23 protein-coding genes and 1 pseudogene are annotated in these 18,924 nt (G+C 47.4%); 15 read left to right on the top strand and 9 right to left on the bottom strand.

What is annotated here, in order from left to right; all coding sequences use genetic code 11:
- A complete protein-coding gene (locus MKY92_RS07430; protein ID WP_339299936.1) occupies positions 1-690 on the bottom strand; it encodes a glycosyltransferase in 690 nt (229 codons plus the stop codon).
- A gap of 319 nt (positions 691-1,009) precedes the next feature.
- Here MKY92_RS07430 and MKY92_RS07425 point away from each other — a divergent pair, with 319 nt between their 5' ends.
- On the top strand, positions 1,010-1,720 hold the full coding sequence (locus MKY92_RS07425; protein ID WP_339299935.1) for a GT-D fold domain-containing glycosyltransferase: 711 nt from the start codon (positions 1,010-1,012) through the stop codon (positions 1,718-1,720).
- A 226-nt stretch (positions 1,721-1,946) separates the two neighbouring features.
- Here MKY92_RS07425 and MKY92_RS07420 read toward each other — a convergent pair whose 3' ends face one another.
- Positions 1,947-2,354 carry a hypothetical protein gene (locus tag MKY92_RS07420; protein ID WP_091015180.1) on the bottom strand — a complete coding sequence of 136 codons (408 nt, stop codon included), beginning with the start codon at positions 2,352-2,354 and terminating at the stop codon, positions 1,947-1,949.
- A 190-nt stretch (positions 2,355-2,544) separates the two neighbouring features.
- Between MKY92_RS07420 and MKY92_RS07415 the strand changes: the two genes are divergently transcribed.
- The 13 genes and pseudogenes from MKY92_RS07415 to MKY92_RS07355 all read left to right on the top strand — a co-directional run bounded on the left by MKY92_RS07415 (position 2,545) and on the right by MKY92_RS07355 (position 12,937).
- The gene (locus MKY92_RS07415) at positions 2,545-3,693 is read left to right on the top strand and encodes an RluA family pseudouridine synthase (protein ID WP_339299934.1); all 1,149 of its coding nucleotides are present in this window, start codon (positions 2,545-2,547) and stop codon (positions 3,691-3,693) included.
- Positions 3,694-3,752: 59 nt separating this feature from the next.
- Positions 3,753-4,331: a DUF1273 domain-containing protein gene (locus tag MKY92_RS07410; protein WP_036669296.1), complete on the top strand. Its 579-nt coding sequence runs from the start codon at positions 3,753-3,755 to the stop codon at positions 4,329-4,331.
- Positions 4,332-4,488: 157 nt separating this feature from the next.
- Positions 4,489-5,304: an adenosylmethionine decarboxylase gene (gene speD / locus MKY92_RS07405; RefSeq protein WP_339299932.1), complete on the top strand. Its 816-nt coding sequence runs from the start codon at positions 4,489-4,491 to the stop codon at positions 5,302-5,304.
- A 183-nt stretch (positions 5,305-5,487) separates the two neighbouring features.
- Positions 5,488-5,898: a flagellar basal body rod protein FlgB gene (gene flgB, locus MKY92_RS07400; RefSeq protein ID WP_221819275.1), complete on the top strand. Its 411-nt coding sequence runs from the start codon at positions 5,488-5,490 to the stop codon at positions 5,896-5,898.
- 151 nt (positions 5,899-6,049) lie between these two features.
- Positions 6,050-6,538 (top strand): annotated as a pseudogene (locus MKY92_RS07395) (GNAT family protein); the annotation flags it as partial.
- Positions 6,539-6,697: 159 nt separating this feature from the next.
- Complete coding sequence (locus MKY92_RS07390; RefSeq protein WP_339301727.1) at positions 6,698-7,153, top strand: NUDIX domain-containing protein; 456 nt, start codon at positions 6,698-6,700, stop codon at positions 7,151-7,153.
- Between the two features lie 33 nt (positions 7,154-7,186).
- A complete protein-coding gene (locus MKY92_RS07385; protein WP_339299930.1) occupies positions 7,187-7,714 on the top strand; it encodes an ankyrin repeat domain-containing protein in 528 nt (175 codons plus the stop codon).
- 398 nt (positions 7,715-8,112) lie between these two features.
- Positions 8,113-8,628, top strand: coding sequence for a sigma-70 family RNA polymerase sigma factor (locus MKY92_RS07380; RefSeq protein ID WP_339299928.1), 516 nt, complete (start codon positions 8,113-8,115; stop codon positions 8,626-8,628).
- The gene (locus MKY92_RS07375) at positions 8,625-9,941 is read left to right on the top strand and encodes a DUF4179 domain-containing protein (protein WP_339299926.1); all 1,317 of its coding nucleotides are present in this window, start codon (positions 8,625-8,627) and stop codon (positions 9,939-9,941) included. Before MKY92_RS07380 ends, MKY92_RS07375 begins: the two co-directional genes overlap by 4 nt.
- A gap of 111 nt (positions 9,942-10,052) precedes the next feature.
- Positions 10,053-11,096, top strand: a complete 1,044-nt coding sequence (locus MKY92_RS07370) for a S66 peptidase family protein (RefSeq protein ID WP_339299924.1) — start codon at positions 10,053-10,055, stop codon at positions 11,094-11,096.
- A 64-nt stretch (positions 11,097-11,160) separates the two neighbouring features.
- Positions 11,161-11,466, top strand: a complete 306-nt coding sequence (locus MKY92_RS07365; RefSeq protein ID WP_047842070.1) for a hypothetical protein — start codon at positions 11,161-11,163, stop codon at positions 11,464-11,466.
- A 235-nt stretch (positions 11,467-11,701) separates the two neighbouring features.
- Complete coding sequence (locus MKY92_RS07360) at positions 11,702-12,463, top strand: threonine/serine exporter family protein (RefSeq protein WP_076209536.1); 762 nt, start codon at positions 11,702-11,704, stop codon at positions 12,461-12,463.
- An 18-nt stretch (positions 12,464-12,481) separates the two neighbouring features.
- Positions 12,482-12,937 carry a threonine/serine exporter family protein gene (locus MKY92_RS07355; protein ID WP_221819265.1) on the top strand — a complete coding sequence of 152 codons (456 nt, stop codon included), beginning with the start codon at positions 12,482-12,484 and terminating at the stop codon, positions 12,935-12,937.
- Positions 12,938-13,068: 131 nt separating this feature from the next.
- Here the strand turns inward: MKY92_RS07355 and MKY92_RS07350 are convergent, their stop codons facing one another.
- From MKY92_RS07350 to MKY92_RS07320, 7 genes are all read right to left on the bottom strand, one after another.
- Positions 13,069-13,422: a DUF2569 family protein gene (locus MKY92_RS07350; RefSeq protein ID WP_339299923.1), complete on the bottom strand. Its 354-nt coding sequence runs from the start codon at positions 13,420-13,422 to the stop codon at positions 13,069-13,071.
- Positions 13,413-13,574 carry a hypothetical protein gene (locus MKY92_RS07345; RefSeq protein WP_339299921.1) on the bottom strand — a complete coding sequence of 54 codons (162 nt, stop codon included), beginning with the start codon at positions 13,572-13,574 and terminating at the stop codon, positions 13,413-13,415. The genes MKY92_RS07350 and MKY92_RS07345 overlap by 10 nt, the downstream gene beginning before the upstream one ends.
- Before the next feature lie 145 nt (positions 13,575-13,719).
- On the bottom strand, positions 13,720-14,673 hold the full coding sequence (locus MKY92_RS07340) for an aminoglycoside phosphotransferase family protein (protein ID WP_339299920.1): 954 nt from the start codon (positions 14,671-14,673) through the stop codon (positions 13,720-13,722).
- 107 nt (positions 14,674-14,780) lie between these two features.
- Entirely contained in the window at positions 14,781-15,239 is a 459-nt protein-coding gene (locus MKY92_RS07335) for a DinB family protein (RefSeq protein ID WP_017689934.1), read from the bottom strand.
- A gap of 185 nt (positions 15,240-15,424) precedes the next feature.
- A complete protein-coding gene (locus MKY92_RS07330; protein ID WP_339299919.1) occupies positions 15,425-16,366 on the bottom strand; it encodes a YwqG family protein in 942 nt (313 codons plus the stop codon).
- 149 nt (positions 16,367-16,515) lie between these two features.
- Positions 16,516-17,805 carry an ammonium transporter gene (locus MKY92_RS07325; RefSeq protein ID WP_036610695.1) on the bottom strand — a complete coding sequence of 430 codons (1,290 nt, stop codon included), beginning with the start codon at positions 17,803-17,805 and terminating at the stop codon, positions 16,516-16,518.
- A 2-nt stretch (positions 17,806-17,807) separates the two neighbouring features.
- Positions 17,808-18,221, bottom strand: coding sequence for a hypothetical protein (locus tag MKY92_RS07320; protein WP_339299918.1), 414 nt, complete (start codon positions 18,219-18,221; stop codon positions 17,808-17,810).
- 176 nt (positions 18,222-18,397) lie between these two features.
- Between MKY92_RS07320 and MKY92_RS07315 the strand changes: the two genes are divergently transcribed.
- Positions 18,398-18,889, top strand: coding sequence for a DinB family protein (locus tag MKY92_RS07315; RefSeq protein ID WP_339299916.1), 492 nt, complete (start codon positions 18,398-18,400; stop codon positions 18,887-18,889).
- Positions 18,890-18,924: the final 35 nt, after the last annotated feature.

The following is an 18,924-nucleotide window of genomic DNA, read 5'->3' as shown; positions in this document are numbered from 1 at the left end:
TCAGATCATGAATTCGCGTAGTACCTTTGCCATCTCATCTTGGCTTAACCGGTCTTTAGCTGGTACTTTTTTGACCGAAGTATTGCTCGAATGGACGATATTCACGTAATTGCGCGGAGCCAGCAGCTCATGCGGCAGATCAATGACATTGCCATGCGTACCTCGGCCCGGCAGCTTCACCCGATACCCGGAGGCGTACTCCGCTGTTTTATACAGGTAGACATAGAATTGCGGAGAACGATGAAATGCAGGTGCCATCTCGTTGTTCACGCTATCCCAGAGATAGCCGTTCTGGTTAATCAGAGCCATCGTCTGCGGCTGTGGCTGCACGTCATATAGCTGCTGTACAAAAGTCCGGTGATAAAGGTCATCCGAATCCAGACGGGCAATATAGATGTGCTCCGCCCCTTCAGCAAATGCCAAAATCGCCCGCACACTCTCAATATGGGTTCCAAAACGAATGTTGGCAGGCAGCGGCTCCTGTTCCGCGAGAATCTCCTGCATCACTTCTCCTGATTCCTTGGATAACTTCACTACCGTCAGGAAATCCTGATTCGTCTGAGCTTTAAGGCAGTGCAATGTAAATGTGCGGAAAATGCTCATCCGCCGCTCCAGCCATTCTCTAGTCAATCGCTGCGGGTCGAGCCCATAATTGTTGAAGTTAATCTCAATAACTACTTTCCTGGACATAACATTCCTCCTCATGAACTCTGCCATCTTCTTTCAGCGGATACCGACCATTTTCATAGTTTCATCAGTCGTTTTCATACGAAACACAAGTTCCGGCTGTCTGGTAGTTGAAAATCCATCCGGGTTTCGCTTACCAATCCTGCCGACTCTATAAGGTATGAAATGTTAATAGAAGCGGTACGGACGAATGCACTGATTTTCAACGAAATAGATTGATATACACTTGAAGATGGTGCCCTGCGGGTCGAACGTACATATCGTTACTGTAGCTGCGACATAGAATAGAGCAGTTCAATTTTCAAAGGGGGAAACCACTGAAATGGATTCAATCTATCTTGAAATGGATGGTGTGCTTGATCAGCTTGAAGCGGCGCTGCTTGATCAGCGCCCTCTCTCTCTTGTTCGAGTCGGTGATGGCGAGAATATCGTCATGTCTCAAGAAACCGTGTGGACTACGGAACAGGTTCTTCAGGAACGTTGGGCCATTAAGGCCAATTTAGGGCAAAAAGGACTAAGCCTTCCCAACCTGCAGCTACGGGATGAAGTCGCCGCTTCCTTGCAGCGGGCGGATATCGTGGGCATTCTTCCTCGTGGTGACAGCACCATTAATGCTCCCGATTATCTCAAAAGACCCCTGACCGATATGGTGTTTGCACACTTTGGGATCTCCCCTCCACTGACTTGTCACGCCTGTGTTAATCGGGAACTGGTGCAGAACCCGCGTTTCTGGCGGATGCTTGCAGGCAAGCGTGTGCTTCTCGTTACCCGTGAGATCGAGCCACTGCGTGCCACGCTCGAACGTGAGCCGTATCATTTAAACATCGTGACTGCGCTACCCTTCGACAGCTATGATCACATGCATGAAACACTCGAGTGGATTCAGACGAATCAAGATACCTTTGATGTCGCTCTCTTCTCCTGTGGCGTCAATGCGGTTATTCTTGCTGAGCGTACAGCTGCACTGGCCGGCAAAGTCGCCATCGACTTTGGCAAAGCCAACAACATCATTCTGAAAGGGCGTGCCAACTGATTTTCAGGACACCTTCATCCTCGAATCAGTGAGTTGCAGCGAAACATGCATATGCTTGTATGACAAAAACCCCCGACTCCTTGAGCCGGGGGTTTCTTGCTGAGCGTCAATCGAAACATATCGCAACATAGGTCTGACACTTCTGGTTTCTGGGGTATGAAGCGAACTCTGCCGTCAACAGAAGTGATGACGAAGCACTCTGCCTGTAATATTTCGCCTTTCACTACTAACCGGTGGCTGCAATACCGTATAACATCTCCGGCCCGGTTCTTACTGCTGTGGACACCCCCGAGATGAACGAAGTATACACACTTTCCAATGCTGGTGGTGCAGCTAGATCCTGAGCTGTGAACGAATGAAATTCGGCACCTCCGTTCTGTCCAATCGTACCTTCAGCACGGTAGATGATATAGAAAGGATCATATAAAAAACCCCGCACAAGCTCCACAACAAAGGTATCTCCCAGTTCTCCCGTAACACCTACTGTCCCGTTCAACGTAATAATGGGATTCACCACACCCTGCGTCTGTAGACCAATGGTGCCAAAAGCTGTCGGGGATTCTGACAGTGACAAACCGGGCTGTCCTACGGTTGCCGAGTTCATCGAAGTTCTCATATCGAGAAACACGCCCATGAGTAACACCTCCAATGCTATGGGATACCCTATCCTATGAATCTCACTACTCTTATGATTGGATGTATAGCAGATTGCATGAACCTATTTTTATTTGTCGACTGTTAATGGTATATTGAACTGCATAACGAAAATGAACGGATCGTATGCACACAAGCGGTACAGGCTGTTCAGAAGGAGATTACTATTCATGAATAAACGCAAACGTCCAACAAGCAAAACATCGGCCTCGGCCAAGGGGAAATCTTATGCAGGTTCATCTTCAGCACGTTCCGGCAAGTCCAACTTCTCATCTGCAAAATCATCAGGTGCTTCTGCATCACGCAATACGGAGGAGAATAAGAAGCCATTAACCGCGAAATCATCGGGTGCACCCAAGAAAGCTGGAGGCAACAAACCCAAAAATGCCAGCGCATCCAAACGACCAGGCAATTCCTACTATCGCAAGCAGGAACCACCACGCCAGTACAAAGTGACCGAACCGGATGAATTGTTGAACTTCCTGTTGCAGCATTTGAAATCCGGACGGAACGCAGTGAAGTCCATTCTGGGTCGTGGACAGGTATCCGTGGATCAGAAGGTCGTAACCAAGTTTAATGAAGCGCTGACGCCAGGTCAGATTGTCTACATTCGAAAAGAAGGTGCAGTCGCTGCTCCGTCCTTAACGGGTATTAACATTTTGCATGAAGACGATGATATCATTGTGATCCGCAAGGAAGCCGGACTGTTGTCCATTGCCGCAGACAAGACAGATGACCTCACGGCTTATCGCCAACTGACAGAGCATGTACGCCGCACCAACCCGCTTAATCGGATCTTTGTTGTCCATCGTCTCGATCGGGATACATCGGGTGTGATGATGTTTGCCAAAAGTGAAGAGGTGCAGCAAAAGCTGCAAAACAACTGGAAAGAAAATGTGCAGGACCGCGTCTATGTTGCCCTTGTTGAAGGTTCAGTAGCCAAAGAAGAAGGCACCATCTCTTCCTGGCTGAAGGAAACCAAAACGCTGAAAATGTACTCCAGCTCTCGTCCGAATGATGGACAACACGCCATTACACATTACAAACGTCTGAAGTCGAACCGTGAGTTCTCCTTGCTGGAAGTGCGTCTGGAGACAGGGCGTAAAAATCAGATTCGTGTGCATATGGAAGATCTCGGACATCCGATTTCCGGTGACAGAAAATATGGTGCACGTACGAGAGACCTCGGCCGTCTCGGACTTCATGCACGTATACTCTCGTTTATTCATCCCACAACGGATGAGTTAATGTCATTCGAAACGGATATTCCAAAGCCATTCCTGTATCCGTTCCGCGCAGATGCTCCACCTGCGAAATAACAGCATCGTTATATAGAATCGACTGATCGATTGATCATGCCTGAAAGGAGGAACGGACACTGAAAAACCTGTTAATTACCGGTTACCGGGCACATGAATTGCAGATTTTTGGACAAAAGCATGAAGGTATTCCTTTTATCAAAAAAGCCATCTCCTCCCGTCTTACTCCCCTTGTCGAAGATGGTCTGGAATGGGTGCTGACGCCGGGACAATACGGTGTGGACCTGTGGGCCTGCGAAGTGGTGATTGATCTGAAGAAGACTTACCCACATCTGAAACTGTCGATCATCACTGCCTTTCAGAACCCGGAGGAGCAATGGAAAGAAGACAAGCAGGAGTATTACCGTTCCATCCTCTCGGGTGTGGACTATTACGGTGCGATTAGCAATCAACCTTATATCGGGCCGTGGCAGTTCACTGCACGGGATGACCTGTTGCTGCGTAAAAGCGACGGTCTTCTGCTCGTCTATGATGAAGATGCCGGGGAAGGCAGTCCCCGTTTTGTGAAGGAAAAAGCCGTGAAGAAACAGCAGAACGAGGATTATACGATCATCAGCGTCACTTCAGAGGATATTCAATCTGTAGCTGAGGATGAGCGCATGAACGATGTTATAGACTTTGACGATTCTTCATTCTGAAAAAATGTAGATCATCTGAAGTCCTTTCATGCATAGCTGTGATCAGAGGAGAATCGTATTTCGAATGACGTACATATGTTTTTTTTCGAGGCAGGTTGGGTATAAGTAGTATTATAACTGCGATGATATGTCGTATGGGATAAGGGGAACTGCAACCATGACAATTACGCCAGAGCAGCGTCTTCAACTGCATGGATTTAACAACCTGACCAAGTCGCTGAGCTTTAATATGTACGATATCTGTTATACCAAAACCAAAGATGAACGCGAAGCTTACATTGAATATATTGATGAACAGTATAATGCCGACCGGTTGAGCAAAATTCTGAACAACGTCTCCGATATCATCGGAGCCCACGTTCTTAATGTTGCCCAGCAGGATTACGTGCCTCAAGGTGCGAGTGTGACGATGCTTGTCTCGGAGGGTCCAATCGTGGAGATCCCCGAGGAATCTCTTGACGAATCCCCCGGCCCTCTGCCGGATAACGTTGTCATGCAGCTGGATAAAAGCCATATCACTGTGCACACCTACCCTGAATTTCATCCTAGTGAAGGTATCAGTACCTTCCGTGCGGACATTGATGTCTCCACCTGCGGTGAGATCTCACCGCTTAAGGCACTGAATTATCTGATCCACTCCTTTGATACGGACATTATGACGATGGATTACAGGGTGCGTGGTTTTACGCGGGATACGAGCGGACGCAAGCTGTTCATTGACCATGAGATCGGCTCGATTCAGAATTATATTCCGGATGAGATCAAGAGCAGCTTTGACATGATTGACGTGAACGTCTATCAGGAGAATATTTTTCACACCAAATGTAAACTGAGGGAATTTGATCTCGACAATTATCTGTTTGGGTACACCAAGGATAAGCTCAGCAAAAAGGAACAACAGGAGATTACGGAGTGGCTGAAGCTGGAGATGGACGAGATCTATTACGGCAAAAATATTAATCGTCCCTCTTAAAGAGGTTGTTTAACGCTGATCCATAAGGACAAGGTCTAAGACAAGATTTCATGAAGGCAGGGTTCTTCTTATCGGGGAACCTCCGGCATGTGCTTGTCTTTTTCTTTGTTATGTTGACAGTGTGCAACTTTATTTCTTATTATAGAAGTAACTGTACAATCTACAGTGAAGGAGACTGAGCCCGTGATCGAAACGAATACGACAAGACGTAACGAATCACTGTTACAAGCGCTTACTGCACAGCACAATGCCATTACCAACAACATTGCCAATGCAGACACGCCCAACTACAAAAAGAAAACGGTAGAGTTTCAGGAAGAGCTGAGACGTATCGTTGAAAATGGCAAAACAGATCAGCTCGCCATGAAGCGGACTCATAACAAACACTTCCCTGTCAGTGATCCCAACTCTTCCATCGTACAGTACCGAATTGTCGAGAACAACGAAACTACGATGAACAATAACAACAATAACGTTGACATTGACAAGGAAATGGCGGACCTTTCAGAGAACCAGCTCATGTATAACTACATGGTTGATCGGGTCAGTGGACATTACAAAAAAATGAAGAATTTATTGAATGATCTGAAATAATGAATGTACAAGCAGCCTGAAACGGCTGCTTTTTTTTATGGTTCTTTTCCACTGAGTATAGCTCGTTTGGTGCCATTTTTCGGTATCCGCTTCTGTTCGTAGTATAATGGGGAGAAACGATTGATTTCATATCGAATAAAAGAGGTGCAACATGTCTCCACGTCATTTAAATGGATTTCAAGGTTCCAAAGTCAGATTAGCGGCCCCATGCCCGGAAGATTGCATGCGTCTCTCCCGCTTCACAGACGATTATGAATATTTGCGCAACATGGATACCGATATCGCAATCCCGTTAACGCCGGATGAGACAGGGTCCTCCTCTGTCCGCCGCGACAACGGATTTGAATTTGCATTACGTACGCTGGAGGGTAACCGCTTCATTGGATTCACAGCCCTCTACCGGATTGAATGGAACAATCGCTCTGCTCGTCTGGCCATTGGTATCGGCGAAGAAAATGATCGGGGTAAAGGATACGGCAGTGATGCCCTTGCTCTGATTCTTCGGTATGGCTTCCATGAATTGAACCTGAACCGGATTGCGTTGGAAGTCATCGAATACAATGAAGCTGCTAGACGTGCATACCTGAAAGCCGGATTCCGGGAAGAGGGTCGCCAGCGTTCTGCAGTTTTGCGGGATGGCATGCATTATGACCTGATCTCGATGAGTATCCTTGCGGAAGAATGGTCGGCACAGTCTGGGCTTCCCTTATCATTCCGTTCTAATCGTACTCCTGAATCTGGGGATATGGACGCGGGTGGTTTTGCACAACCTAATGGGAACGAACAAGCTGCGCTGTCAATGTCGGAATTAAGTTCTGTTCCAAAAGGTGAATCTGAAATTTCACCTCGCATCGGCGTAGGTGCGGTCATCCTGAATGAACGGGGCGAAGTGCTTCTCGCCTGGCGGAATCGTCAGCCCGAGCAGCACACTTGGAGTATTCCTGGCGGGAAAGTAGATCCCTATGAATCATTGGAGACTGCCGTCATCCGTGAAATCAAGGAGGAAGTGAGTCTGGATATCGCCATTGATAGTCTGCTCTGCACGGCGGAGACGATCCATCCACAACAGAAGGAACATTGGATATCCGTGCTCTATTCCACCAAGGTGATTGGCGGCCATGCTCGTAATCTGGAAGAAGGCGGAGCCATCGGTGAGATTGGCTGGTTTCCGCTCCATGATCTGCCCTCTCCACTCGCCTGCTTTGCCGTGCCTGGGCTGGAAGCTGCGAAGAAGTTATATGATGAATCCCTGTAAATTCTAATATTCCATCAGATGGAGGTATTCCTTATGAATCATGCAGAACAGATTAATCAACTATTTCAGGCTGCACAGGTTGGAGATGTGGCCAATCTGCAATTATTGCTCGCTTCTCACCAGGAACTCACCAATATTGAAAATCAGGATGGGTTAACTCCGCTGGGATATGCCTCTCATTATGGACAAGCAGAAGCAGTTCGTCTCCTTCTGGAGCATGGAGCAGATGTTAACACCCTTTCTCATTCCAAGATTTCCTTCATCCCGTCCAATACTGCACTGCATGCCGCACTTGCCGGAGAACGTTCACCAGAAGTTATCCAACTTTTACTCGAACATGGGGCATCCACGAATATTCTGGACAGCGATGGACAATATGCGTTGCACTCCGCAGCATTTCATACCGATCAGATCGAACTTATCGAGATGTTACTTCAGCATGGAGCTGATCCAAACGCGCTAAACTCAGCTGGCCAGACCGCACTGGATATTTCACTTGAACGTGGTAACACGTCTACAGCTTCATGTCTGCGAGCAGCCGTTACAGCGCATCAGCAATAATGATTAGATAACGTGAGTAATACAGCGAATAACCGTCAGGACTCTTTTTGGAGTACAAAGAGAAGGTCTGGCGGTTATTTGTTGTTCGTTTACATTACTCTATCGAGAGGCTATATAAGTTGAGCTAAAGAATATTTACACTTGCCACTCCGATGACAGAACAACCTTCCGATCGCTGTTATCCCCAGATTTTTTTAATTCACTTTTACAAAGGTGAAAATCTGGCGATAAAGGCGAACGCTCCGCTTTTTCAGGTTATTTCAGTCCTCTACGTTCTCGTGTAAATATAGTTCAACTTATATAGAAATCGCGATACATCATATTTTTTCCAGGGAGTAAGAACCGTTTGGTGCCTTACGCGGTCTAATATTCAACATATCCAGGAAAGGAGGAGCCACGTGACCCCTATCCAGCTCACCATCGCCGCACAAGAAGGGGATGCCGAGGCCTTTGCAGCCTTAATGGAATTACATCAGAGCCAACTGTACCGTATCGCCTATGCCTACCTGCATAACGAAGGTGATGCGCTCGAAGCGATTCAGGAATCAACCTTCAGGGCGTTCCGCAAACTCAAAAAATTAAAAGAGCCCTCCTACTTTGGCACTTGGCTCATCCGCATTCTGCTCAACTACTGTGCGGACGAACGCAAACGTAAAAGTCGGTTCAGTCCCGTCACCGAGATTATTGAATCCAGCAGTTGGGATCGTCCTTCGGACCCCGATCTTGCTGCCGCCGTATCCACCCTTGACCGGGATTGCAAACAGATTATTATTCTGAGTTATTTCGAAGGTTTCTCCTTAACTGAAGTTGCCGATATTCTCGAAATCCCGACCGGAACCGTAAAATCCCGATTACATCGGGCACTCGGACAGCTCCGTGATCAACTTGAAACGAAAGGAGATGTATCCTTATGACAGATGAACACAACTCATTTGACGCATTGGAAGAACGGCTGAATGCTCGCAAGACGGAATATGAAACCATGCCTGTACCGGATGCTTCCTATCAGGCTGTTCAGTCCGGAATCCGCCAGGCTGCCCACAAACGTAAGTCCCGGCTGCGCTGGTATATGAGTTCCATCTCGGCAGCGGCCCTCATCCTGCTGTTTACCGGATGTATCCGTGTCTCTCCCGCTTTTGCGTCCTTCGTGGAGCAATTGCCAGGTATGGAGGGCATTGTGAGTATGATTCGCCAGGACAAAGGATTAATGATGGCGATTGATCAGTCCCTCTTACAGAAGGTCGGTGTCACCGACGAGCATGATGGTGCTTCCTTGACCGTTGAAGGCATTATCACAGACGAGTCACGTATGGTCATTTTTTACACGATGAAAGGCATGAAAGATCCCGAGAAGGGTAGATATGACATCGATTTGCTGGATGATCACGGTAAAGATCTTCCGGTTGGATTTAGTTATTTCTCTCCTAATCCAGATTCAGAAAGTGGTGTTTACGAGGACAAAATCGATGTCTCATTCACAGAATCTTTACCGCCACAAGAGCTGACCGTTGTATTTAAGAAACGAGGTAAGGACCCGAATAATAAGTGGAAGGTCACCTTCCCCGTGGATCACAGCTTAACAAAAGGCATGAAAAAAATCATTCCCGTAAACCAAACTATGACCGTGGACGAGCAGCGTATCCATGTGAAACAGGCCGTTCTGTATCCCACTCGTCTTGTACTTGATATTGAATATGATCGGAACAACACCAAAAAAATCTTTGGCATTCGTGATCTGCACTTGGTAGATGAGCAAGGCCGAGCATGGAGAACCGATTCATCTTCCATCGGAGGCTCTGGAAGTTCCGTCTTTTTCGAAAGCATGTACTTCTCCACTCCGGAAAAACTGACTTTGCAAGGGTCTGGCCTTTCAGCAGTGGATAAGGATGAACTGGTTATCAGCATCGATCCCTCTTCAGGTGAAATACAAGGTGGTCCATCGAGTTTGAAATTGCTGCAAAGCACGGTCCAGGGCAAAAATCTGATCCTCGAGTTTTCAATTGCAGATGCTCAAAATGCTACTTCCGGGCTATCATTTACCAATATAGAGGACAGTAAAGGAAACCCTTTCGACATTAATGAAGTAAGCTGGAGCCCTTCCGTCTTTGAATCAAGAGTTGTCATTAAAAATGGAGCCGCAGCCAAAGGAAATCTGACAATGGAGATATTCTCTTACCCTGATCAAATTCGTGCACCGTTCTCTATTGAAATTCCTGTGACTCCCTAAAGAGAATGTAACAACGATAATTGCAAGCCACACGACGTAGTCATGCACTATAATGAAAATATTAAACAACTACATTAAATCGATATGTTCACCGGAAAGGGTGTTTCCACAATGAATAATCGTTCTATCCGTTATCCGCAACCACTCGCGCAAGGGGACATGATCGGTGTGGCAGCCCCCTCCAGCGGTGTAGGCGAATCCCTATACCATTATCTCGAGGAGAGCAAACGCAATATGGAGCGCCTTGGTTTTGGCGTGCTGGAAAGCCCATCGCTCCGCCACAACACCAAATGTGTGAGTGCCTCCAAAGAGGAACGCGCTGCAGAGATGAATGAATTTTTCCGCAATCCAAATATTCAAGCCATTATCCCTCCATGGGGCGGGGAATTTCTGATGGATATCCTCCCCCTGCTGGATTGGGAAGCTTTGAAAACATTACCGCCCAAATGGATTCTGGGTTATTCGGATATCAGTACCTTCCTGTTCGCCTATACCCTGCTCACTGGAACAGCATCAGCGCATGGCACCAATTATGTGGATCTAAGATCAAGCGAACTCGATCCGGTGACCGCTCGTTGGATTGATGTGTTACAGACCAAATACGGCGGACAGATCAAACAATCGTCTTCCACACATTACCAATCTGAATGGAAACCGGATCTACCTGGATTCAATTTGGATACACCCTCCCGCTGGAAACAGCTCGGGCAACTTGAGGATACAGACACCTCAGTATCGTTCTCCGGTCGGCTGATCGGCGACTGCATGGATACGATCTCCAGTCTGATTGACACGCCGTATGCACCTGTTGCATCCTATCTGGAGCAATACTGTGCAGTCGAAGGTACCATCTGGTATCTGGAGAGCTGTGCGATGAACGCAGGGGATATCTACCGTCTTCTGTGGCAGATGAAACAGGCAGGCTGGTTTGCAGGTGTGAAAGGCTTCTTGATTGGACGACCTGCGGGTTATTCCGATACAGAGGATTTCAATTTCACCGACGCCCTCTCCGCTGCACTGGGGGACCTGGATGTCCCTGTATTGTACGATGTGGATCTCGGCCATCTTCCGCCTCAGTTAACCTTTGTGAATGGAGCACTGGGCAAAGTGGCTTATGAAAATGGACGCGGGAGCCTTGAGATGGCGTTTGTGTAGTCACCTTTTATAGGCAGATGCATACATTGAAGTAAGAACTTATTTTGAGGAAGGGTTGTGCATCATGTCTGAATCCACATCCACGCCATCCACGCGTGTCGTGTATCAAGCCAATCAACCGATGCTTCAATCCGTGCAAAGTGTGCGGAATATGCTTCATCATACAGCTCGGCAGCATGTAGGCAAGAAGGTACAAGTGCAGAATATCGATGGGCAGGTATGGGAAGGCGTCATTATTAGTGCAGACCGGGGAATTCTGTATCTTCAGGTTACCCCGATGCACGGATACCCTGAACCGCGCGCCTTGTTTGGACCAACGATTTTGCCACTTGTGCTGTATGAATTGTTGGTTATCACACTCTTGATGTAGGGGTATTGTACTTCTATATCCGAACCTGTTCCAAGAAGCTTCGCTCCTGAGATCTTCGAGTCTTGGGAACGAAGCTTATTTATCGTCTTGGTGATGGTGCGGTATGATTCCTTGCGAGCGTGTGAAATATGATACAATGGTGTCGCACCACCCCATATCTCATATGAAACGGAGCTTGATCCGGTTGGAATACATACGTCATGATTCATCACCCGTATCACAAGCCGAGACGGGGATGATTGGCAACAACCCTACTGAACAATCCCGCGTGATTGCAATCTGTCTGCTCGCAGGCAAAATCATGCTGCAAAGCGGTGGTGAAACCTACCGTGTGGAAGATACGATGAAACGTATGGCGGCTGCGCTTGGTTTACCCCATTCGCACAGTTACGTTGTTCCGACAGGCATCTTCTTCTCTGTTGATGCAACCGAACCCGCCAAGCTGATTCGTATCTCCGAACGTACGACGGATCTGGACAAGGTGTCTGAGGTGAATGCGGTCTCCCGTCGCATCGGCCAAGGTGAGCTATCCGCTCAGGAAGCCCATGATCTGTTGGTACAGATCGAAGGCAAGCCCTCCTCCTATTCAACGGCTGTGCAGCTTACGGCCGCAGCGTTATCCAGTGGTTGTTTTACCATTATGTTTGGCGGGGGCTGGAGCGACTTTCTTCCGGCGCTAATCTGCGGAGGCATAGGCTATGCTGCCGTTATTGCCTTTCACCGGTTGGTGCGGGTCAAATTCTTTGCCGAGCTTACGGCATCCTTTGTTATTGGCTTACTCGCTTTTCTCCTGATCTATATGGGAGTCGGTCATGAACGGGACAAAATCATCATCGGTTCGGTTATGCCGCTGGTTCCGGGGCTGCTGATTACTAATGCTGTACGCGACCTGATGGCCGGGCATCTCGTATCCGGATTATCCAAGGGAGCGGAGGCATTTCTGACTGCTTTTGCCATAGGTACTGGCATTGCAGTTGTATTTTCACTTTTTATGTAAGACGGAGGAATGCAGGATATGCTCCATTTTATTGAACAAGCCTTAACTAGTTTTGTCGCTTCAGCCGCGTTTGGGATCATCTTCAACGCACCACGGCGCATGCTGCTCCATGGTGGATTTGTCGGCATGATCGGCTGGATTATCTATATCGTGCTTGAATATGCAGCTGATGCGGTTCCTGCTACACTTGCAGCAACCATAGCCGTAGGTGTCATCAGCCAGGTATTCTCTCGAATGTTTCGTGCACCTGTCATCATCTTCAGCGTCGCAGGCATCATTCCTCTGGTTCCTGGTGGACTGGCGTATAATGCGATGCGAAGTTTTGTGCAAAATGACTACAGTGCCGCTATGGAGATGGCCGCCAAGGCACTCATGTTATCCGGCGCTATTGCCGTAGGCTTGGTGTTATCCGAGGTATTAAACCAGATGATACGCCGAATTCCCGCCTCAATTCGGGAAAAACCATCGAAATAATCGTTCTTTTCACATATTCAGCACACGTAAGGCCCGTTAGCATACAGGATGAGCTCTTGTATAATAACGGGCCTTACGTATCACTATCCTATAGAGCACTATAGTTCAGTGAGACAATCAAAGCAGTCTATTTACTTCACAAACGTATTCTTCACACGTACCGACTTTAGGAAATACGGGATAAAAATACAACATGTCAGAAGTGATCGTACGATCAACTGAAAAGCCGGAGTTGCATCAAGCACATGCTGTTCTCTTGGGATTTCATTTCGCGCAATCAGAATCCACGTCACGATGCCTATGATCACATTCATCAGGTACATCACCATCATCATACGTGGAAGCTGTCTCTTCCGTTTATATAAAAGAATGAGATTCACGATAACGATCATCAATAGAACAATGCTGCTTATGAAACCAAACCAAAGGAGTGGACGGATCATCTCCGTGTAAATCTGAGGATCGACACCACGGCCTACTTCCACCTGGCAGGGTCCATGATGACATTCACCTGCGATACATCCGAGATGAGAAACACCAGCGCAAGCCAAAGACTGATCTGGATTAAAATGAGCCAGCCGCCTAATCCGGAGATGCCAGACAGCTCTCCATCCGAATTCATGTGTCTATTGTTCATTTCATCCTCCTCATACCGAATATTAAACTTCTCCAGTAATAAGCGCTTGTGCCTAAGTTCCACTTCGTTGCCTGGCCTCAAATAAATTCTGATCCGGGTATACCTTAGCATAATCTGCTGGCTATGCTTTTCCTTCCCCAATTCCTTACCTGTTCAAAGTATACCACCGAGGGATGAAACTGCGAAAATCATCATGATCTTCACGTACACGTTCGATCTTGGTCATCATCTCATGTGTCTGTTCCGGCTTGACCTGCTGAATCCACACCACAGAAGACACCAGCGCCATAGCCGTATACAGTGAATACAATCTCCAGAATAACTCATCCGGTTCATTGCCATCGAAATAGCCCTGAATCTGACCCATGGAATACGGAATACTGATCTCTGAAGCAAACAAACCCAACTTCAAAAATTCATGAATGGGATCACCTTGATCATAACGATTAAAATCAATCACTCCTGCGAGTTTGTCCTGCTTAACGACAAGATTGCTCGGGTGAAAGTCATCATGCTGAAATCCATCTGGACGATTTTTCATCCAACCAAGATGGTCTGCAATAAACGTTAAAATAGCATGATCCTCTTTCATCACGATAGGGCACTGTTTATAGCGCTCCACATAACGTTGATGCTTTGTGCTCTTGCGTATGTACCATGATTCGACCTGTTCCTCCATCGGCAACTGATGAATCAGCTGTAGCTGCGCTCCAGCTTCCAAGCCAACCGCCCACTGCTGCTGTTCATTCAGCCGAGGCAGTCTCTCAGAAGCATCTTCGCCTTCAATGTAGCTAAGAATCATATAACCCTGCTTCTCATCCAATCTACCAGTGCCCAACGTTGCTGGACACAGTACGCCTAATTGTTGCATGCTCTGCAAACATTGATATTCCCTTTGCTTCATCCATTCCTCAGCAACATCATACACCCTCACCAGCACATGCCCTTGGCCAGGGACAAACATTTTGAATTTAACATCTGCTGAATACCCCTTCATAACAGGTTCAATCCGCGTAGCCTGACCAAGTTCAGGAATCTGTTTTAACCTGTCATTCAACGTATTGTCTATCGATGCATTCCATGTATCGTGTTGTTCCACGTCCCGAATCCCCCGTTATTTCAAGTATAGCGTGTAGTATCGTCGGTGTATTCCCACTTTAACCCATGATGTTTCCTATAACATGCTTATATGTATTCTATCCGTTTCTATTTGAAAAGTACTGATTCGGGTTCTTTGCCCGTCAGGGTCAGCATCGTATACAATTGTCCTCTGTGATGATATACATGCCCCATAATCTCAAGTAACCACTCCAGCCGACTATAGGAAGCTCCCCAGTACGAATCCGTCACATGTAGTAACTCTTCCGTGTTAAACTGCCTGTACCGTTGGTATAGATACATCTGGTTATCAATCAAAGCCTGCTTGATCTCACGGAGCGAATGCACCTGATTCTCTGCATAGAATTGAGCCATCTCTTCCTCCGATGCACCTTCGGAAATATAAACATCCGCCCGGCAGATCACAGACAGATGAGCTAGTAGTTCTCCAACAGGCCGTTTACCTTCAATTGGAGTCAAAGCCAAATCTTCTTCCGACAACTGATCACATATATCAATTAACGATGTTACAGCTACGTCAATATGTTTGAACGCAGATTGAATCAACAGATACACTTCCTTTTTATCCCATTATACAGAACATATGATCGGTTATCAACCAAGATATCCCTCCTTAATATATAAACAAGTTATACCCCAAATCTATCAATCTACGAACAAAAAAAGTCCTTCCTCCTTCTTATAGACGGGATTCAGGACATTTTGTTGCCTATTTGTTTTCAAATCTTTGTTCAACTTGAGTAAAACGAACAATACGTTTGCTCGAATCGTCCAGCCTCCAAGTCAGACTTGCGAATGAAAAATTGCAGTTCCCCGCAATCCCACCATTGGAAACCAATAGCATCATGTGTATCTATCTTCAACAGCAGCAGCGTATCGGATAGTTCCTGCCATGTCCGTTCCTCATCACCGCCGTAATGCTTGGTCAGCTTCTTCTCACATTCCTGCTCATTATAATTGTACTCTTCTCCCAGTGCGATCTGTAACAAGGCACGATGCTCGGCATCCGGATGCTGCCCGTCAGGATATCCAAACATCCCACCCCAATTCAGCGTACTCGGATGATTCCAGCTCGACTCGAATTCAAGGTATCGGTCATACAGACTTACTTCCGTTTCGGCCTCATCCGTCTCAAGCCGAAGCGGCGAGAGCTCATTCAGCGCGTTGGCGTCAATATATGCATATGTAGGAAACTCAAGATTAGGCAGCACGGTCACTGAATGTGCAACAAACGGGGCTCCATCCAGCGCGGTATCACCTTCAGGCTCTCGCCTTATCAGGTTATGAGAACTCGGCTCAAAAATCACACGATGTTCAATGGGACAAGCAGATTCATCCTTGCCAACGAAAAAGTATAACATGCCACGTTCAGGCAAAGTCCCGCGCCCATCATTCGGCGTATACGGCGACAAGTCCACCAGGTTCAGTTGGGCCAGGAAAGTCATCGGGACTCCTTCTTGTGTTACGGGCCATTCCATGCGACTTGGCAAATCCGGATGTCCACCCACACGTGAGTTTCCTGTTCTGCGATATTCGTCCAGTGTGGATACATCGAGGCGAATTCCCCAGCGGCTTGAAGACAACAGCAGATCGGCAGCAACTCCCAAACCATATTCCTCAAGTGTTTTACGGGCTTTTCTGGTCAGACGTTCACATTGTTCTGGCTTAATCATATAGATCCTCCCCTTTTGACAATACACCTATGCTGAGACATATTCAGGTTCACACCTGTATATTCTTCCGCCCGGACGTCTTTCCCTGCTTCTAGCAAAAAAAGAGACTGACATCCCCTGTCAGTCTACTTCTTTATCCTATATTCCATTTAACGATTTGGATCAGAAGACTTTTCCTGGTAAGCACGCATATGCTCCTCACCATCTAGGAATTCATGGGCCTGATGGGCTGCCATCACACCATGATAGCTGATATCCAGACCCAAATCTTCCTCTTCCTCTGTCGAACGTACAGGCACAATTTTGCCAATCAACTTTAACCCGATCCAAGTCATGGCGAATCCCCAGATGACCAGGGCTGTAAGGCCAAGTGCTTGAACACCCAGCAACCTCCAGCCGCCGCCCATGAATAATCCCCCATCCGTGGCAAACAGACCTACAGCAATCGTGCCCCACATTCCGGATGCAGCATGCACCGGGAAAGCACCAACTGGATCATCAATCTGCCGACGGTCCAGCCAGTTAGTGGCAGCCATCATCAACAAGCCGGATACTGCCCCAATGAATATCGCTGCTACATCACCAACAAAAGCACAGCCTGCCGTAATGCCGACGAGTCCCGCGAGTGAACCGTTAATGACCGATGGCGCATCTGAACGATTGAAGCGGAATAACGTATACAACAGCGTAACCGCACCACCCGAAGCCGCAGATAACATCGTGACAATCGCAATGTGACCAATTCTTACATCCGTCGCACTGAGTGTACTACCAGCATTGAAGCCAAACCAGCCGAACCATAACAGAAATGCACCTACAGATGCCAGTGGCAGATTGCTCGGGAGTGCAATGGCACTTACGCCAAGTGGCGTGTATTTGCCTTTACGCGGGCCAATGATAATCGCAGCCGCCAGTGCCGAGAATCCGCCGAGTGCATGGATGACAGCCGAACCGGCAAAGTCCTGCATCCCCAGCTGACTAAGCCAGCCGCCGCCCCATGCCCAGTGTCCACCAATTGGATAGATAATCGCCGTCATCAATATGATATACAACAGGTAGGCACGGAAGTTGATCCGCTCGGCTACCGCTCCTGAAACGATGGAAATAACAGCAATGGTAAAGGCAGCCTGGAACAACCAGAATGTCTCCAGAGATACCGGTACGTCCAGGTGAGACAAATCACCATTCAGGAAAAACCCCGTTACTCCCGCAAAACCGCCAACGTCCGAACCATACATCAGTCCAAAACCGATAGCATAGAACAACAACGTTCCAATCGTAATGTCAGCAAAAACCTTCATAATAATGTTCACACTATTTTTATAACGCACAAAGCCAGCCTCGAGCAGGGCGAATCCCCCCTCCATCAATAAAATCATCGCTGCACTCAGTACGACCCAGACCGTATCGATCCCGGTGCTTAACGTCTCCAAAGTCATGCTTATACATCCTCCGTTTCACTAAGCTGTCTGAGTTCACGGATTGTATCGGGCGCAAGCTCAATCTCGTCCCGCTCAATGCTGTCCGGATGCTTAATTCGTTCTGCGATCTGATCCAATTCACGTATGCGTCTGCGAATCTGTTCCATCTTGCGAAAACGTTCCTTCACCTGCACCATATACTCTACAGCCTGATGATGGGATGCGGGGCGCCCCGCAAACCATTTGCGTACGGGCGACATCGATTGATAAGCAACCTCTTCCGCTCGACGCTTCTGTTCGAACTGTTCGATCTTCTGCTTGAGCGTTTGGATCTCATTTTCTTTTTTGACCTTCAGCCGTTCGATAAGGTACAATAAATCGGACGATGATATTTGCAATGCTGTATGGTGATACACCTCGTCGATTACTAACATATCATGTCAGGACTCCTTACATATCAAGTTACTTGTACCGATTATAGATTGCCGGGGTCTGCCCGTCAATCTTTTTTTGGACTTGGGATGGATTTAAATGAACCGTTCATGGAGAACGGCTTTTTTTATTTGGCACAGATCACATCAGAACCCGTATATAAGGAGAGGATTGCACAATGTTTACTCGTAATGACGGTATACGCAACCAAATCTGGGAAGCCATCTCAGGGCTCGAAGAAGAACAATTGAACCAAAAACCTTCACCCGAACAGTGGAGTATTATGCAAGTACTACGTCATCTGAATCTGATGGAAAATGCCATTGGAAAACAAGCCCGCCTGGCCCTCGAGAAGGAACAAACGGTGTCTGTGGACAAAAAACCATATGAATTATCGTTGGATCGCAGCCGCTCCGTCGAGGCACCACCCCATCTTCAGCCTCCAGCAGCGCCTGAAGCACTCGCAGACGTACGCAGTGATCTGGACGAATCTCACCATGCGTTAAACAACTTTGCATTGGATCATGATCCTGACCTGCTGCGCAGCAAGTCCTTTCCTCATCCCGTATTTGGTGAGATGGATCTTATCCAATGGATTGACTTTACAAGTTATCATGAGGAACGTCATCTGGGACAGATTCAAGAGATTAAAAAGCAGCTTGGCGTGTAAGCACAACCTACACTTTCACATAGCATAGAATATAG

The organism is Paenibacillus sp. FSL R5-0623 (assembly GCF_037974265.1).
Classification (GTDB): domain Bacteria; phylum Bacillota; class Bacilli; order Paenibacillales; family Paenibacillaceae; genus Paenibacillus.
The sequence above is the reverse complement of the archived record's forward strand: the minus strand, read 5'-3'. Positions and strand labels throughout refer to the sequence as shown.

What these genes read in the sequence shown, in the direction of transcription:
- MKY92_RS07430 (WP_339299936.1), bottom strand. Translation starts at nt 690, where the DNA reads ATGTCCAGGAAAGTAGTTATTGAGATTAACTTCAACAATTATGGGCTC.
- MKY92_RS07425 (WP_339299935.1), top strand. Translation starts at nt 1,010, where the DNA reads ATGGATTCAATCTATCTTGAAATGGATGGTGTGCTTGATCAGCTTGAA.
- MKY92_RS07420 (WP_091015180.1), bottom strand. Translation starts at nt 2,354, where the DNA reads ATGGGCGTGTTTCTCGATATGAGAACTTCGATGAACTCGGCAACCGTA.
- MKY92_RS07415 (WP_339299934.1), top strand. Translation starts at nt 2,545, where the DNA reads ATGAATAAACGCAAACGTCCAACAAGCAAAACATCGGCCTCGGCCAAG.
- speD (WP_339299932.1), top strand. Translation starts at nt 4,489, where the DNA reads ATGACAATTACGCCAGAGCAGCGTCTTCAACTGCATGGATTTAACAAC.
- MKY92_RS07390 (WP_339301727.1), top strand. Translation starts at nt 6,698, where the DNA reads ATGTCGGAATTAAGTTCTGTTCCAAAAGGTGAATCTGAAATTTCACCT.
- MKY92_RS07385 (WP_339299930.1), top strand. Translation starts at nt 7,187, where the DNA reads ATGAATCATGCAGAACAGATTAATCAACTATTTCAGGCTGCACAGGTT.
- MKY92_RS07375 (WP_339299926.1), top strand. Translation starts at nt 8,625, where the DNA reads ATGACAGATGAACACAACTCATTTGACGCATTGGAAGAACGGCTGAAT.
- MKY92_RS07370 (WP_339299924.1), top strand. Translation starts at nt 10,053, where the DNA reads ATGAATAATCGTTCTATCCGTTATCCGCAACCACTCGCGCAAGGGGAC.
- MKY92_RS07365 (WP_047842070.1), top strand. Translation starts at nt 11,161, where the DNA reads ATGTCTGAATCCACATCCACGCCATCCACGCGTGTCGTGTATCAAGCC.
- MKY92_RS07360 (WP_076209536.1), top strand. Translation starts at nt 11,702, where the DNA reads ATGATTGGCAACAACCCTACTGAACAATCCCGCGTGATTGCAATCTGT.
- MKY92_RS07355 (WP_221819265.1), top strand. Translation starts at nt 12,482, where the DNA reads ATGCTCCATTTTATTGAACAAGCCTTAACTAGTTTTGTCGCTTCAGCC.
- MKY92_RS07345 (WP_339299921.1), bottom strand. Translation starts at nt 13,574, where the DNA reads ATGAACAATAGACACATGAATTCGGATGGAGAGCTGTCTGGCATCTCC.
- MKY92_RS07330 (WP_339299919.1), bottom strand. Translation starts at nt 16,366, where the DNA reads ATGATTAAGCCAGAACAATGTGAACGTCTGACCAGAAAAGCCCGTAAA.
- MKY92_RS07325 (WP_036610695.1), bottom strand. Translation starts at nt 17,805, where the DNA reads ATGACTTTGGAGACGTTAAGCACCGGGATCGATACGGTCTGGGTCGTA.
- MKY92_RS07320 (WP_339299918.1), bottom strand. Translation starts at nt 18,221, where the DNA reads ATGTTAGTAATCGACGAGGTGTATCACCATACAGCATTGCAAATATCA.
- MKY92_RS07315 (WP_339299916.1), top strand. Translation starts at nt 18,398, where the DNA reads ATGTTTACTCGTAATGACGGTATACGCAACCAAATCTGGGAAGCCATC.